This is a genomic window from Levilactobacillus sp. HBUAS70063, from assembly GCF_038374745.1.
GTDB lineage: Bacteria > Bacillota > Bacilli > Lactobacillales > Lactobacillaceae > Levilactobacillus.
The window spans coordinates 202,451-217,788 of the sequence record NZ_JBANSM010000002.1 but is presented as its reverse complement, the minus strand read 5'-3'; the positions used below and the strand labels follow the sequence as shown (position 1 = coordinate 217,788).

Here is a 15,338-nt window from a genome sequence, read left to right as displayed (position 1 = left end):
CCTTAATGATGTCATAGCTGGTGACGACCGGCTAAAAGCGCCGTCACGTACGTTGTCAAATGTTGCTGCGGATTCTGCCGATCAATTAGACTACCCCAGCCCATGGGTAAGTGGTGGTAGCCCTGCTTGGCGCCACAGACCGCAACGGCCATGGCCCCAATCGTATCGGTATCCCCACCCAGGTTGGCGGCCAACAAGGCACAGCGTCGTATATCCTGCGTGTAATAAGCCACGGCTAGGGCGGCCGGAACCGATTCACTCACGGCCGTTCCCGTCCCGACCAGTTCGCGTAATTGGCGAGTAAATTCGCCAACGTCATCCTGTGTGGCCCGGGCAATCTCCAATCCCAAGCGCAAGCGGGCTTGCGGGCTGGCCGCCCACGTAGGGGTTCCCAAACGCTTGGCAGCATCCCCAGCCAAGCTCGCCCAGTCCATCACGGCCGACCAATCGTAATCCGCCAGAGCCGCCGTGACGGCCCCAGCAATCATGGCCGCGCCGCTAAAGGCCACGTCCGTCGCGTGAGTCACCCGCGTGATAGCCACAACCAGACTGACCAATTCCGGCAGTTGGTCCGGGGTAAATAGCGTTCCCACCGGCGCAATCCGCATGGCACAGCCATTAGTGACTGCCGTTTTAGTCGCCGACTGAGGGTCGCGACCGGCCTGAATCGCCAACAAAGCGGCCTTAGAACTCGGCCCCAGAATATTATGCTCAAAGGCGTGGACGGACTCAGCCCAGGTCAAGAAGCGCTGAGCCAGGTCAGTTGGGTTGACCTGCCACTGATTCGCCCGGAGACTGTCTAAAATAATCAGCGCTTGACTCGTATCATCCGTATATTGTCCCCGCAAATAGTTCATGGCGATAGCATTTGTGCGTGGCCCGGTCTCAAAGTCCCGAATACCCACGGGAAATTGCCGGCGAATCTGAGATACCGACCAGAGTTCCGTTGGCATCCCCAGGGCATCCCCCACGGCTTGGCCGTACAGAACCCCCTTGATGCGGTCGGCCAGCCGGTCTTGCTTCAATTGGTCCACGGATTCACCTCCCTCAAAAAGTTAGTATCCCCACTATACTGGAAATCCGATCACTTGTCAGAACTGAACACTTACAAATTTGCTTATACTATTATTCGGATATAAGCCCTTATTCTGCCATAAAAAAACGCATCGTCAATCGACCATGCGTTAATCTCTGTTAATCAAATTCTTCGTATTCATTCGGATCCTGACCGTCAACCCGACCGTCCGTCCGATTGAGCGCGTTAATTTCATGCATCTCTTCCGGCGTCAGGTTAAAGTCAAAGATAGCCAGATTGGACCGCTGATGCATCAGGTTGCTGGCTTTAGGAATCGGGACAATTCCCCGCTGGAAATGCCACCGCAGGATGATCTGCCCCACATTTTTAGCGTATTTCTTCGCCAGCTTCTGAATCAGTGGTTCCTTGAGCGCGGCACTCCCGCGGCCTAGCGGACTCCACGCCTCGGTCACAATCCCCCGTTGCTGATCGGCCGCCAACATGCGCTGGTTGTTCCAGTACGGGTGGGCTTCAATCTGGTTGACGGCCGGCGTCACGCCGGTCTCCTTGACCAAGCGATCCAGGTGCTCCGGCTCGAAGTTAGAAACGCCAATCGAGCGAATCAGCCCCCGCGTCCGGGCATCAATCATGGCCTGCCAGGCTTCAACGTAGTGATCGCGTTTAGGCAGCGGCCAGTGAATCAGGTACAGGTCAAAGTAATCCAGCCCCAGCCGATAGAGCGACTCCTGAATGGCCATGGTCGCATCGGCGTACCGGTGATATTTTCCGGGTAACTTAGACGTCACGAAGAAGGCCGACCGTGGCAGTCCCGACCGACGAATCGCTTCACCGACGGCGCCTTCATTGTCGTAATTTGTGGCCGTATCCAGACTCCGATAGCCATCCTTGATTGCCGCCAGAATCTGATTAACACCTTGGCCCCCACGAACTTGGAACGTCCCCAAGCCCAGCGCTGGCATCAGGTACCCGTCATTAAACGTTACTGTTGGTATATCTGTCATCAAATAACCTCCTAGTTTAATTGTTCGACTAGGTTAACCTTAACGCTGAACGACTTTAAAGGGAACTATTTTGCCGCCGATGCTGTTTGATCACCCGGTTTAAAATCACCGCCAATAACAGCGAAATCGCCGCATACACCGCGGCACCTAGGCTAATGTGCTTCAACCCGACCACGCCCAACATACCTGAGGCCGTGGCCGACCCCAGCGAGATGCCAAAATTAAAAAAGATGGAGTTCAACGAGGAGGCTAGAACCGTGGATTGCGGGTATTCTTCCTCCGCAATATTTAAGAAATGAATCTGAATTGGTGAATTAATAATCGTCACGATCAGACTCAACACTAGCAGGATGCCGAGACCGCCCCACTTAAAGCTCAGTCCCATCGGCAGTAACGCCAGCAACAAGACGTCTACCACGTAAAAGCGCGGCATTATCCGTAGCCCATTGCGTTCGGCCAGCATCCCCGATAGGCGATTACTAATGATACTCATAATCCCAATCAAGAAGAGCAGCCAATTCAGGCTCTGCGTGCTGAAGCCCAGCGCGGTCGTCAACAACGGCCGAATATAGGTGTAGTACGCGTACATCGTGGCCGCCGTGAAGAGAACTAGTGCGATGCCGACGTAGATGCGCCGGTCCTTTAACAATACCAATTGATTCTTGATGCTCCCCTGAACCTGCTCAACCTGTCGCGGCAACAACCACCCCAGCAATACGCAGGTCACGGCGCTAATTACGGAAATCAGATAGAACGCGTCGTGCCAGCTGTAACTGGTGCTGATTGCCGTCCCAATCGGCACCCCAAAGACCGAGGCAATGCTAAAGCCCGCGAAAATCCAGGAGACCAGACTGGCCCGCTTCTCTCGAGGCGCAATGGAACTGGCAAACGTCATGATCAGGGAAATAATCGCCCCGGCCACCATCGCCGTCATCATACGCGACAGCAACAAGACCGGATAGTTCATGGCAAAGCCACTCAAGGTGTTCCCCACCAGGAAAATCCCCATCAACGTCATCAAGGTCTTGTAGCGGCTAAACCGGCTGGTCAAAACGGTAATAAACGGCGTGCTCACCGCATACACCGTGGCAAAGATCGTGACCAAATACCCCACCGTTGCCACCGGAATCCGGTATTCCTGCGCAATGTCGGAAAGGACCCCGACCACGATAAATTCATTACAGCCCAACATAAACGCCACCAGGACAAAGACGATGGCTTGCCAACGATACTTGTTCAAGATTTTTTCTCCTCTAACTCTCAAGATTTAACTCACTATCACCCAGAATACACTATCTTCTGCGAAATAAGCAGTTCAACGTCTCATGAAAACGTCCCCAAGTTTAAACTTATTTTTCTAAGGCCGTCACCCGTTGATGCGCGGCGATAACCCGGTTCAAGACGACCACCAGCACTAGCGAAATGAGGGCGTAGGCGGCCGCACCGAAACTGACATTTTGCAAACCAACCTGCCCCAACATTAACGACGCGGTGGCCGACCCCACCGAAATCCCAATGTTAAAGGAAATGGGACTAACCGAGGAGGCCAACATGGTCGCCTGCGGATAGCTCTCGGCGGCCACATCCAGGAAATGAATCTGAACGGGCGCCCCGGCAATCGTGACGATCAGCGTCAAAACCAATAGCACGCTAAAGCCCAGCACCTGGCTGTTTAAGGCCACAGGTAACAGCAGGAGTAAGACGATATCTACCACGTAGAACCACGGCAACTGCCGAAGTCCCTGCCGTTCCGCGAGGGCACCCGATAGTCGATTGCTGATAATACTCATGATTCCCAGGATAAAGAGAAGCCAGTTCAGACTCGTCAGGCTAAAGCCCATGCTGGTCGTGATGAGAGGGCGAATATAGGTGTAGTACGCGTACATCGTGGCCGCCATGAAGAGGTTGACCGCAATCCCGAGATAAACGCGTTTATCCGTCAGAAAGACTAACTGATCCTTCACGCCACCCTTGACTTGCGGCAGATGCCGCGGCAACAGCCACGCCAGTAGAACATAGGTGATTAACGTAATTCCTGAAATCACGTGAAAGGCCGTCCGCCAACTATCCGCGGTACTGATGGCCACCCCGATCGGCACCCCAATGACGGACGCAATGCTAAAGCCCGCGGAAATCCAGGCAATCAGCACCGCCCGTTTATCGTGCGGCGCAATGTCGTTGGCAAAGGAAATAATAAATGACTCGATGGCCCCGGCGACCGATGCCGTCATGATCCGCGTCACCAGGAGCATGCCATAGCTCGTTGAAAAGCCGCTCAACGTATTCCCCGCTAAGAAGATCAACATCAACACCATTAACGTCTTGTATCGACTGAAGCGATTGGTTAAGACCGTGATAAAGGGCGTACTGACGGCAAAGGTCGTGGCAAAGATGGTGACCAGATAACCCACCGTGGCCACCGAAACGCGAAGTGACTGAGAGATATCCGAAATAACCCCAACCACTATAAACTCATTACACCCCAACATAAATGCGGTCAGAACAAAAATAATCGTTTGGAGACGGTACCTCGACATGGTTGACTTCCTTTCATTCGCCAAATCCATTGGCGATTTTTCAGTTTAGAATCTCCGTTCGCTTGTCGCTCGAACGCGGTTCCGTTACTCTCTAGGTTACACGAGAATACAAAAAACGGCTAGTCCTCTCAAGCAACTAACCGTTTCTTTTCGCTTATTTTTGGATGGTCCGCAGAATCTGTTCGGAGATGATCTCTAGGTCTTGGGCTTCATCGTGAACCAAGACCGGTGCGTAATTGCGCTGAAGCAGGTAAATTGCCAGTTGACCACCGAAGATTCGGACAATCGCCGCCGCGTCGATATCCTCGCGCAATTCGCCGGTTCGCCGAAAGTTCTTCAGCAACTCGCCTAAGAAATCAAAGTCATTCGATGAAACTAGTTTACCAAAGAGTTGCCGTAACTCCTCGTTGGTCATCATTTCCATCACCAAGATCTTGACGGCTTCGATATTGCCAGCCACAAAGTGATATCGGTCTGTTACCATAAAGTGGACCATGGCGGGCAGGGTCTCCTGTTTGGCAATCCCGGTGAAGAACTCATCCCGATACGCGGGAAAGAAGTGCTCCATCACCGGCCGAACGATGGCGAACATCAAGTCCTGCTTGGTATGAAAATACTTAAAGATGGTCGCCTGGCTAATGCCGGCCGCCTTGGCAATATCCACCGTTGAGGTGCCGTCAAAGCCATCCTCCGAAAAGAGTTCCATGGCCGCCACCAACGCCGCCTTCCTACCGCGCGGCATCTTCTGTCGATCCAGCCAATCGCGGTAATTGACAAAAATATTGGGTTCCACACCGCTCACCCTTTCCTCGTTATTTATTTTTTCACGGATACGGATTGCCGGCCGCGGTGAGTCACCCTCGCTGGCGGCAATCGACTGTACTCGTTTATTATACGCGACCTAGCCGCCAAACGCCTGGCATTTTCGTTAAACTTTCCAATATCGCTTCAAACCGACCACGTTCAAGATGGCCTGAATCATGGCGCGAACCCCATAGCGCAACATCTATCCCAAGACGATGGACGACCGCTTAACCGTTGCCATCTTGGTGGAATCGATGTTGGCGTATATCAGACTGTAGTTGCATCCATTCTTTTTGATAATCGCATCGACTTTTCATTGTTCTTAATTATTTGTCAACAAGGTCTTGTAAATAACTTCAAACGGGTGCACTGTGTATGTACACGATAGAAAAAGGAAGCTTCGCCATGACGCATCATTTCTACCAGACCTGTGCTTACTTCACCGCCGCGCGTTACATGCGGTCCGTGACGCAGTTAACCGATAAGGTATTCGCCCCCACTGGGTTGAAGCCCGCCTACAGCTACATTATGATGGCCTTGGAAGACCAACATCCCCAGACCATCAAGGACCTTTCCACCAAGCTAGGCTACGAGCGCTCAACGATTTCGCGCTTAACCAAGGCGCTCGCTCAAAAAGACTTGGTCACGCTCCAAGCCCAAGGCCGGGCCACCAGCATTGACTTAACAGCTACCAGCGCCGCCTTTCTGGTCACGGCCAATCAGTGCCTAGACCAACTCACGGCTACGACCGATCGCCTCATGGGCGCCGATAAGGCCCCCATGACGGCCCTACTCACCGCCAACAATCAAAAAATTCGGGAGGATTTACAATGATTACCTATCACACCCTTAACGTTAACGATCTTACTATTTTCTACAGGGAAGCCGGTCATCCTGACAAACCGACCCTGGTTTTATTTCACGGCTTCCCTTCCGCCAGCCACATGTTTCGTGACCTCATGCCGGCCCTCGCCGATCACTTCCATCTGATTGCCCCAGATTTTCCCGGGTTCGGCCAATCCAGTGCGCCCGACCACAGCCAATTCATCTACAGTTTCCAGCACCTCAGCACGGTCATGACGGCCTTTCTGAAAGAATTGCATCTGACTTCTTTCTACCTCTACGTCTTCGATTACGGCGCACCAATTGGCTACTACATCGCCCAGGCCCACCCCGACTGGATTCGCGGCATCGTCAGTCAAAATGGTAACGCCTATCAAGCGGGCTTAGGCAGTAAGTGGGCCGCCCGGCAAGACTTCTGGGACCACCCGACCCAAGCCAAGCGCGACAGCTATCGTAGCGCCTTTGCTCCCGAAACCATCAAGGGCCAGTACATCACCGGTACCCAGCCGAACCGCGTGGCTCCGGACGGCTACACCCTCGACATTGCCTACACCCACACGCCGGATTACGCCGAACGGCAATTGGACCTCATCTTTGACTATCAAAACAATGTGAAGGCCTATCCGTTATTCCAGCAATACTTCCGCGAATACTAGCCTAAGATTCTCGCCGTTTGGGGCAAGAACGATCCGTCCTTCATTCCCGCCGGTGCCGAAGCCTTCAAACACGATGACGCCAACGTTGAGGTCGATCTGCTAGACACCGGTCACTTCGCCTTGGAGACCCACGCCCAGACGATTGCGCAATTGATTATTCAGTTTTTCAATAAATAAGTGCCCTAGAGACAGCCCAAGGCGACCGGAAGATTCCGATCGCCTGGGTCTGTCTTTTGACTTTAAATTACACTTATTCGCGACAATTTAATCCACAGCCTTAATCTTTCCCGCCGCAATCGGCAACGTGGTGTGAGCATCGTACCCCGCCACGGCACCGCCGACACTGGCCGGTAAGTCCAAGCTGTCAGGTACACCGTGAATGTACACAACTCGTTTGGCCAGGTCCAGGTCTTCCGTACCAAAAGCGGCCTTAAACTTCGCTTGCAACGCCGCTAGGGGCACGCGCTGCTCGTAAGCAAAGTGGCCCTGACTGTCCGCGGTTGGGTAATTATCATGCGGGATATTCAGGTCCTGCGGGGCGTCGTCAAATGGCACCATCGTGGTCCCCGAGACCGGTCCCGTTTCTGGCAGGTCAACGAAGCCATCCCCATTCACGTCCTGCGCCGCCGTGGCGACCGCGGCATCCTGACCGTCAGGGAACCCGTGGAAGTGCTCCCAGTGATTGGTATTGGCCGGGGTATCAAACATTTCAATCTGAATATCCAGTGTCTCAGCCGTCAGGGTAAAGGTCGCCGTCCCGTGGGCACTCGTCCCAATCTTAGCGGCGTTTAACGGCTGAATCTCTGCTACAAACTTTTGGGTCATCAACAAACATCCTTTCCACATTGCCAAGGGAAACTGGTTAATTTCAGTTTCAGTGTACCACGTTTAATTGTGTGAAATGTAAGGGACGCTCTATAAATTCCCTAATAGCGGTGCAGCACCGATCATAAAATGCCTGGGACAAACCTCCCTAACTTGTTTGTGTCACCTTTACATAGCTGAAACGTGCGACAAAAGGCAGCCGGTTCCGCTTAAAACTGCTAACCAAACAATCCAAACCCGGGATTATTCGGTTAGCAGCCTTAATGCTCGCCGGCTAATCGCCTCTTGTCCCACTCTCTTCGTGACTAACTGGCTTAATCTTTTAAAATTAATTCCATTAAGAGATGGATCTGGCGGCTGATAAAGGCATGGGTTCCGGCCGGTAACTCCTGGCGGTTACGAATCAGTAGCTCATCAAAGATGACCTTTTGAAAGGTCGCCATGATGGCCATGGCGAGCTGGTCCGTCCGCTCTCGGGTAATCTCGGCGGACGTTACCGCAAAGAGCCGGTCGGCAACCATCTGCTGGACGCTTTCAAAGGAAGTGACCAACCACGCCGACTGGTCGTCCGACAACATGGCCCGGTTGCGAATGGTAATAATAAATTCCTGATAGCCGATGCCATCCCCCAGCAGGTGCCACATCTGTTCAAACAAGCTCACGACGTCCTGCTCGATGGTGGCACGCGTCCAGCTGGTCGTCATATTCCGCGCAATCCGGACCCGGTCATCGACCCCTTCTCGCACGATGGCATCTAACAACTGCCGCTTTCCTTTGGGAAAATAGTAATATAGCAGGCCTTCCGCGATTCCCGCGCGTTCATTAATCTCGCGCGTGGACGTCTCCGTGTAGCCCTTTTGGGTAAATAATTCCCGACTGACCGCCATAATCTTCTGGCGTTGCTGGTCACTTTTCTTTGTCATAACTTCGTCGCTCCACTCAAGATGTTTGCCTCTAATTATACCGTTTTTTCGGCGATACGGGGACGGGCATCCGCTCCCCCCGCCAGCCAGCGACATCCCCGTCCTCAAACCGATAAGTCAAGGGCTTGCCGTACGCCTGCTCGTAAGCGGCCTTCTTCTGTTGATAATCGACGGCCATCATCCGGCGGCTATTGTCCCGAGCGGACTGATTGGGGTCCGGAAAGATTGGCTTAAGCACGTGCATGACGTAGCGGACTTGATCGAATTCGGCGTTGTCCATCCGTGGCAGGTCGCGGATTTCCACGAAACACGAGATGATTGGCACCTGGAATTTTGCCGCGTAGTAGTAGGCGCCGCGCTTCACCGGCCGGGGCTTGCGGTAATTAAACCACATCTCCTGTTCCGGATAAATCAAGACGTACTGTTGCTGAGCGAGTGCCTGTTGAATGAATTTCGGAAAGACTCGGCCAGCGTATTCCTTGTCGTCACTAATCGGAATCGTGTCGTAATAGTTCATCAGATAGCCGATGAACCCGCCCATCTCTAGATTCGTTTCCCGACTCACGATGTACAGGCGTTTCTTGGTGGTCCGCTGCACCATCCGCCGCACGACCGTATTGTCGAGGGGGTTAAAGTGATTACTGGTAATAATCGCCCCACCGGTCACACCGCGAAGATTCTCCAGTCCCTCAAAGCGTGTGCGCCGGTTGAAGTAACGCGTGGCCAGCCCCGCTACCTGCCGAGAAACGTGATTATTGACGCGATACGTGAGCGTCCCGTTGCGGCGCAAATAGCGTTGGAGGACCGCTTGCTGCTGGGCTTTCGTAAACGTGGGGTCATTGACCTCGACCTTGGCATTGAGCTGGCCAGTCCGGACATCGTGTTCCATGTTCTCGACAACTTTTTCCTTCATCCCGCCAATAATCATGTTAGATCAGCTCCAATTCTTTTCTAATCTGCTGAACATCGTCGTTCGTCTTCTGTGAAAAGGCTCTGAGGGAACCCAAAAGTTCCTGTTCGGCTGCTTGATCCTGGGCTCGGTCGGCAACCGTAAAGGTATCGCGGATCGCTTCAATCTCCGGTAAATAAGGCGATTGGGCCGCATACGTCCAAAAATATTGACCATTCTGTGCATCCGCGTAGTGCCACGGCTTGCCGAAGAGGCTGAAGTGTAAAATCTTCGGGGCCGCCACGCGAGGCTGTTTCGTTGGCATCACGTTCCACGCCCGGTCGAGGTGGACCACCCGGTCGCGGCATAGCTCGTTGAGATAATCCTGGTCCGGTGCGATGAATTCCACGTGGTAGGTCGTGAGTAGCCGGATAAAGGTCTCGTTGAAATGTTCTGCGCGCATCTGCTTGAGGTTCAGGAGCATCACGCCGGAATTAAAGTAGTCAGCAATGGGCAACTGGAGATGGTGTTCGACGTACTGAATGCTCTGCGGATTATCCGCGGCAAACGTATCCTGTACGGCGCCAACTAAATTCGTCCCGAGATCGGTCTGAAAGAGCTCAGCCAAGTCCGTGGTCGCCACGACATCGGCGTCGAGGTAGATGGCCTTATCGTATTGGGGGAACATGGCGGCGATGAAGAGCCGGTAGTAGATGGTCAGGGTAAACGTGTCTCCCCGGAGCTTCATGTGTTCGCCGGCCAGCTGCTTCATCAGGTCTTCGTTAACGGTCACAAACCGAATCGTCACGTTGTCGGTGGCCAATTGGCCGAGTCGTTCACGATTTTCCGCGTTCAGATCCTCGTACAGGACAATCAACTCGTATTTTTTCTGCGAATCGGCATGGGCAATAATGGACGTCATGGCAACGGAAAGAAATGGGGCATAGGCATCATTGATTGAAAAGAAAACAGGAATTGGTTGGGTCATCGTGGTCTCCTCCTTACAGGGTCACAATTAATTGTTGATAATCGGCTAATAAATCATCGTATTCGTGTAACTTCAGCTTGTCGTGCACCGCATCGACCTGCCACGGCTTGACGGTCAGCGTGTGCAGCCATGGGAACAGGCGGAAGCTGGTCGTAAAGTGCTGAAAGACCGTATTGCCCTTCAACCGCCGCTGTTCATTGTATCGCCGCGGCACCAGCCGTTTATGTCTGACCAAGCGGTTAATGGCGGATTGATCGGGCATAAACATTTCCTTGGTTCGGCACAGCTCCCGACTCCGGGCAAACAAGCCGGTACGCCGGATTTCCTTGAGATTTAACAGGAGAACCCCCGAATTCAGATAGTCGAAGTGTTTCCAACTCTGGTGAAAGAACCAGCGGCCGTAGTGGTCCAACACCCCCACTAGCTCCAAGTCGTGACTATCCTGATGATAGAACGGCTGACAGTTCAGGCGACAAATGACATCGGTGTCCAGGTACAATAGCTTATCTGGCAACGCCGGCACCTGGTCGGCGTAGAGCCGTAGCATACAGCACGGTGTAAAGATGGTGTTGCGATTGGCCGTTGGCGGATTGGCCGCCACCAGAGCGGTCACATCGATTCGGGTTACCCGGTTAGCCGGATTAGTCTGCTTGACGAGTCCGGCTAATTCCGCCGCGGTTTGCGCCGTGAGTGGTTGAAATCGTCGCGAATCACTTTGCATGAACGCCGTTAGAATGTAGATATTTAACGGCTCATGGACCTGCTTGCGTAGCGATAGAATTGAGATTAACAAGCCAGGTTTCATATTCGCATCGCCACAATATAGAATATTCACCGTTTATCCCTCCTCATAGGTCACGTATTGAACGTTGTTGGTCGCAACCCGCCGCGACATCTGCGCGTGAATCTGCTGCTGAAGTAAGCGTTGCTGCTGCTTGGATGGTAGGCTGGTATCTGGTGTGAACGGGCCATCCAGATAAACCACCAGCCGCGGTCGGCGCCATCGACGCTTACGATAAGTCACGGTCAGGCAGTAGGCGGGCACCTGCGCGGCCACCGGAAAATGAAAGGCCCCGGGATTAAACGGCCGAATGCCGGTATAATACGGCCAGACGTGTTCCTCCGGATAAATCATCATCCACTCTCCGGCCCGTAGTTTTGCCACCACCGTGCGATTGAACCGGCCCAATTGATGAAAAGATTGTGGCGTGAGGAGGCCACCACCCAAGACGGTCAACCGCCCCAGGACGGGGACCCCCAGATTAGCCGGACTAGCAAGGACATTGAACGTGTGATGATTGCCCAGATAGTAAGGGATCAAGACGTCTCCGGCTGGTTGGGTGTGATTCCCGTACACCACGAAGCCGTGCTGGCCAGCCGCCTTCAAGCGCCAGGCATTTTTAAACGTGATGGCGCGACCGAAGTGACAATAAAGATAACTCAGGCCATTCGCCAGTGCTCGCACCAAGCATCGTTGCCACCGCTTCCCCGCTGGCTGCCAATCGTAGTCGGCCGGCAACTGCTGATCTTGCCGATGACTCGTGACCAGATCATCCTGAAAAGTGTGATAAACCCGTGTTCTCATGGCAATCCCTCCTTCGCTCACAGAAATTAAGTGAGTGCTCAATTACCAACTTCAATATAGCACATCCATTTTAGAATGCAAGCCTATTTTTCATGAAAACAAAAAGTCGCCATCCCCGCGACAGGATTAGCGATTGCCATAATTACTCTAAATTCGGCGTGTCCAGTCGATGCGCCGCGCTTTCACGGAACTCAGGGGTTGCTAGCTTTTTCTCGGTCTTTTCAATCGGAATGGTCGCGACGTGAATCGTTGCCCTTCGTCACGAGCAACTCGGTAACCCGGATTCAATAGAAACACCTTTCCATTGAGATAGTCGCTTCCCGGCTTATCAGCGACTCGACTGCCTAAGCCGGCCCGCCTAATTCAAGCATGACAGCGCTCGTTTCCCGTCACCTTTTGACCCCCGTCATAAAAAAAGGAGCGATCACCGTCATCGTGATCGCTCCACCATTCTCTAATTCCTATGAGGCATAATAAACTTCACCGTGGAATCGGTGATTGCCTAACTGTTTCGCCACTTTCTTGGAGGCGTAGTAGTGCTGGGTGACCCAGAGGCCAGCGCCCCCTGCTTCACTGATGACCCGAATCTTTTGACCGTGGTAGTGCTTGTTGGCCACCTTGTAGTAGGTTCCATCGCCGGCCGACTGATTCCAGCCGCGCAGTTCGATCCAGCTGGCATGCCGAGCCCGCAGCTTATAGCCGACCACCCATTTTGGATGCCGGGCAATCTGTTCGGGATCGGCACTGACCCGCCGCTGATGAAGCTTCAAGGTACTGGCATAACGTTGCTGGTTGTCATACCCCACGGACCGCCATTTGGTCTTCGTAAACTTGACTCGATCATACTTACCTTGGCCATCGTAATGGTACCAGGTCCCGCGCAACCGCTTGGGATAGACTTTCGCCGTCCGTTGCGCCTTGGCCTGCGCCGTCGTGGGGGTCACTACTTGTGCGCCACCCCAAAGAAGACCGGCAAGTACCGCCACTAACCACACTTGCTTTTTCATCACAAAAACTCCTCCCCAGGAATCTGTTGTATTGTTGGTACGCCAATAGTATACACCAGTTACCCCCGTAACGACCGTATAAAAAAATAAATAATGGCCGCCACGATTGCGGCCATTATTTACCGGCAAATTTGTGTTCTAAAGGTTGAAAGATAGAGATTGACTAAAACTATGGTCATCGTACAATTCATGGCGTTAATATTAGTCGTTTACAATTTCGCAGTGGCAAGCGGCCGCCTTACCGTTCGCCAAATAGGGGTTGACCGAACCGAACCCGAGAAGCGGTTTCGGCCTCGCTTTGAGCCGACAGCCCACGTCTCAAAGACGCCAGTTCCCTAAGCGGGAACCGTGCCACTTAGGGAACTCCCACGGCTGAGCCCATATTTGGCGCACTCAAGGCTGCGAGAGTGCTGACCAGCAACCAGCGACTTACCCCCACATAAACACCATCCTGCCGGAGATCGCCAGGGGTGGAGCCAGCTGTGAGCACCCCGTTAGCTGACGTTTCTTAGTCAGGTTACTGGGGGGACGCCTTGAAAAACTCGTGCTTTTGGCGAGGCTTTCAAGCGATCCGGAAGCCCGTCCCTTGGCTGAAGGCGTTCCCCACAGCAGGCGAAATTTCTGGCAGTCGCAGGCGACTCCCTCTCCAGTTGCCAGTCTGTCACCTTAATCTGGCAACTTGACCCAGCTAAAGAGGTGGCGCAGAAGTGTGAGCGAACGGTGAAACGACAGCGTTCCCAAAATCAGGAAGGCCGGCAAGTATTGAATCAGATACCGACTACGCCCACCTTCAAAGAGCAAGAGAAACATGAATCCCCCAATAATCGTTAGCCGCAGCACCTGCGTGAATTTATGCTGATCACTCCAACCGAAGAAAATCATCACTAACCAGATAATCCACCAGGCCTGTGCGAGGTAGCGAAAGTCCCCCAGCCGCGTGCCGTAGAGGTAAACGAACTCTCGCAGGCCGCGAGCAAAGCCCGTCCCGCGGGGCTTGGTTCCGTGCAGGATGAAATGACCTTCCTTAATCCAGGCAAAGGAACCATCCGCACTATTATTCCGCTGTTTCTTGACCAGAAAGGCCAGATAGCCCCAGAATCCCCGCCGTTTGAGACGCTTGATATACATCTTCTTCGACCAGTCGGCACGGGCCTTCTTCGTGGGTAACTGCGCCATCTTCAAGGCGTCCTTGGCGTTGTAGCCGCCGTCACCGGAAATTCCCATACTCATGAAGTGGACCGCCGGGATGGCGCGAGCCGTATTGATTTTGATATAGGTCTGCGTCTCCAATACCCGGTTGCCGGCGACATAGGCGCCACCGCCCACACTGCCACTTACAAGCAATAGCAATGCTATCAGCAGGCCACGCCGCCACGTCAGTTTCTGCCAGAATTCACGGCGCACCACCTGGAGCAATTCGACCAACACGATGGCGATCAAGGCCACAATGGCAGAGGGTTTCATGAAGTAAGCCGCGACTGCATTGGCGCCCAACCCGACGGCGGCCAGCAATTTAAGCAACCAATGACCGCGCCCATAGCTCATGACGCAATAACAGAACACGTAGGCCGACACGAAGGGCAAGACCCAGGCATCGGTATAGGGCACGATAATCATGGGAAATAGCGCCAACCAGCCGGCGTGAACGTACAACGCCGTGGGCACCTTGCGCCGGTCGATCACCGCCACACTGAGGATATTCAGCAGGGCCGACAGATCCGTCAACGCCAGAGTCACCCAATCGAAGAATAACCAAGAAGTCGTGTGAAACGTCTGGGCTAGCCAGTGCTGGGCCAACAGAATCGGCAAGTTGTTGGCGTTTTGGCTGAAATAAGACATCGTATTGGTGTCTCGTGGGTTCAGCAGGGCTTGGTGAATGGCATCCACATCAAAACCAATGGCCGGGTGAACGCACAGTACAAAAACAATCTGCCAGACTACGGTGGCCAGTAAGAGCACGGTCGCCGTCACGCCTTGATGGCGGACGAACACCCATTTAAAGACGCGCGCCACTTGGGGATAGGCAAAGCCGACCAAGACCGCGGCAATCGCCAAAATTAGGACAATGGCTGTCACGACGGTGGTTCCGGCACCGGTCTGGGCGTTATCGCCCAAGATGAGATTGGCCGAGGTGATGGCAAAAAACGTGGTGAGGCCAAAGAAAAAGTAAAATAGGCCGCGAATGAATCGGTTACCATAATTAAATAACTGATGATCCATGGTTTCCTCCTAACCCACCGCCCA

At 53.4% G+C, this 15,338-nt stretch carries 15 protein-coding genes; 2 read left to right on the top strand and 13 right to left on the bottom strand.

The genetic code is table 11. The features are described from left to right. Positions 1–11: 11 nt before the first annotated feature. The 5 genes from V8I28_RS03925 to V8I28_RS03905 all read right to left on the bottom strand — a co-directional run bounded on the left by V8I28_RS03925 (position 12) and on the right by V8I28_RS03905 (position 5,367). Complete coding sequence (locus V8I28_RS03925) at positions 12–1,034, bottom strand: ADP-ribosylglycohydrolase family protein (protein ID WP_341778818.1); 1,023 nt, start codon at positions 1,032–1,034, stop codon at positions 12–14. A gap of 160 nt (positions 1,035–1,194) precedes the next feature. Then, positions 1,195–2,037, bottom strand: coding sequence for an aldo/keto reductase (locus tag V8I28_RS03920; RefSeq protein WP_341778817.1), 843 nt, complete (start codon positions 2,035–2,037; stop codon positions 1,195–1,197). A 55-nt stretch (positions 2,038–2,092) separates the two neighbouring features. Further along, a complete protein-coding gene (locus V8I28_RS03915) occupies positions 2,093–3,277 on the bottom strand; it encodes an MFS transporter (RefSeq protein ID WP_341778816.1) in 1,185 nt (394 codons plus the stop codon). Between the two features lie 109 nt (positions 3,278–3,386). After that, positions 3,387–4,574, bottom strand: a complete 1,188-nt coding sequence (locus tag V8I28_RS03910) for an MFS transporter (protein WP_341778815.1) — start codon at positions 4,572–4,574, stop codon at positions 3,387–3,389. 154 nt (positions 4,575–4,728) lie between these two features. Next, on the bottom strand, positions 4,729–5,367 hold the full coding sequence (locus V8I28_RS03905; protein ID WP_341778814.1) for a TetR/AcrR family transcriptional regulator: 639 nt from the start codon (positions 5,365–5,367) through the stop codon (positions 4,729–4,731). Positions 5,368–5,753: 386 nt separating this feature from the next. Here V8I28_RS03905 and V8I28_RS03900 point away from each other — a divergent pair, with 386 nt between their 5' ends. Further along, positions 5,754–6,212 carry a MarR family winged helix-turn-helix transcriptional regulator gene (locus V8I28_RS03900; protein ID WP_341778813.1) on the top strand — a complete coding sequence of 153 codons (459 nt, stop codon included), beginning with the start codon at positions 5,754–5,756 and terminating at the stop codon, positions 6,210–6,212. After that, entirely contained in the window at positions 6,209–6,877 is a 669-nt protein-coding gene (locus V8I28_RS03895; protein WP_341778812.1) for an alpha/beta fold hydrolase, read from the top strand. The genes V8I28_RS03900 and V8I28_RS03895 overlap by 4 nt, the downstream gene beginning before the upstream one ends. A gap of 264 nt (positions 6,878–7,141) precedes the next feature. Here the strand turns inward: V8I28_RS03895 and V8I28_RS03890 are convergent, their stop codons facing one another. The 8 genes from V8I28_RS03890 to V8I28_RS03855 all read right to left on the bottom strand — a co-directional run bounded on the left by V8I28_RS03890 (position 7,142) and on the right by V8I28_RS03855 (position 15,314). Continuing rightward, entirely contained in the window at positions 7,142–7,702 is a 561-nt protein-coding gene (locus V8I28_RS03890) for a hypothetical protein (protein ID WP_341778811.1), read from the bottom strand. A 314-nt stretch (positions 7,703–8,016) separates the two neighbouring features. Next, complete coding sequence (locus V8I28_RS03885; protein ID WP_341778810.1) at positions 8,017–8,625, bottom strand: TetR/AcrR family transcriptional regulator; 609 nt, start codon at positions 8,623–8,625, stop codon at positions 8,017–8,019. Between the two features lie 31 nt (positions 8,626–8,656). Then, positions 8,657–9,553 (bottom strand): lysophospholipid acyltransferase family protein, encoded by an 897-nt coding sequence (locus tag V8I28_RS03880; RefSeq protein WP_341778809.1) that lies wholly within the window; start codon positions 9,551–9,553, stop codon positions 8,657–8,659. A gap of 1 nt (position 9,554) precedes the next feature. Further along, positions 9,555–10,502, bottom strand: a complete 948-nt coding sequence (locus V8I28_RS03875) for a glycosyltransferase family 8 protein (protein ID WP_341778808.1) — start codon at positions 10,500–10,502, stop codon at positions 9,555–9,557. A gap of 13 nt (positions 10,503–10,515) precedes the next feature. Continuing rightward, positions 10,516–11,337 (bottom strand): glycosyltransferase family 8 protein, encoded by an 822-nt coding sequence (locus V8I28_RS03870; RefSeq protein WP_341778807.1) that lies wholly within the window; start codon positions 11,335–11,337, stop codon positions 10,516–10,518. Between the two features lie 3 nt (positions 11,338–11,340). Next, positions 11,341–12,087, bottom strand: a complete 747-nt coding sequence (locus tag V8I28_RS03865) for an acyl-phosphate glycerol 3-phosphate acyltransferase (RefSeq protein ID WP_341778806.1) — start codon at positions 12,085–12,087, stop codon at positions 11,341–11,343. Between the two features lie 461 nt (positions 12,088–12,548). Next, on the bottom strand, positions 12,549–13,094 hold the full coding sequence (locus V8I28_RS03860) for a hypothetical protein (protein ID WP_341778805.1): 546 nt from the start codon (positions 13,092–13,094) through the stop codon (positions 12,549–12,551). A gap of 666 nt (positions 13,095–13,760) precedes the next feature. Continuing rightward, the gene (locus tag V8I28_RS03855; RefSeq protein ID WP_341778804.1) at positions 13,761–15,314 is read right to left on the bottom strand and encodes a TIGR03766 family XrtG-associated glycosyltransferase; all 1,554 of its coding nucleotides are present in this window, start codon (positions 15,312–15,314) and stop codon (positions 13,761–13,763) included. Between the last annotated feature and the right edge of the window lie 24 nt (positions 15,315–15,338).

Coding starts and splice junctions, on each gene's coding strand:
- V8I28_RS03890 (WP_341778811.1), bottom strand. CDS start 7,702: ATGACCCAAAAGTTTGTAGCAGAGATTCAGCCGTTAAACGCCGCTAAG.
- V8I28_RS03920 (WP_341778817.1), bottom strand. CDS start 2,037: ATGACAGATATACCAACAGTAACGTTTAATGACGGGTACCTGATGCCA.
- V8I28_RS03895 (WP_341778812.1), top strand. CDS start 6,209: ATGATTACCTATCACACCCTTAACGTTAACGATCTTACTATTTTCTAC.
- V8I28_RS03900 (WP_341778813.1), top strand. CDS start 5,754: ATGTACACGATAGAAAAAGGAAGCTTCGCCATGACGCATCATTTCTAC.
- V8I28_RS03885 (WP_341778810.1), bottom strand. CDS start 8,625: ATGACAAAGAAAAGTGACCAGCAACGCCAGAAGATTATGGCGGTCAGT.
- V8I28_RS03875 (WP_341778808.1), bottom strand. CDS start 10,502: ATGACCCAACCAATTCCTGTTTTCTTTTCAATCAATGATGCCTATGCC.
- V8I28_RS03855 (WP_341778804.1), bottom strand. CDS start 15,314: ATGGATCATCAGTTATTTAATTATGGTAACCGATTCATTCGCGGCCTA.
- V8I28_RS03910 (WP_341778815.1), bottom strand. CDS start 4,574: ATGTCGAGGTACCGTCTCCAAACGATTATTTTTGTTCTGACCGCATTT.
- V8I28_RS03860 (WP_341778805.1), bottom strand. CDS start 13,094: ATGAAAAAGCAAGTGTGGTTAGTGGCGGTACTTGCCGGTCTTCTTTGG.
- V8I28_RS03880 (WP_341778809.1), bottom strand. CDS start 9,553: ATGATTATTGGCGGGATGAAGGAAAAAGTTGTCGAGAACATGGAACAC.
- V8I28_RS03865 (WP_341778806.1), bottom strand. CDS start 12,087: ATGAGAACACGGGTTTATCACACTTTTCAGGATGATCTGGTCACGAGT.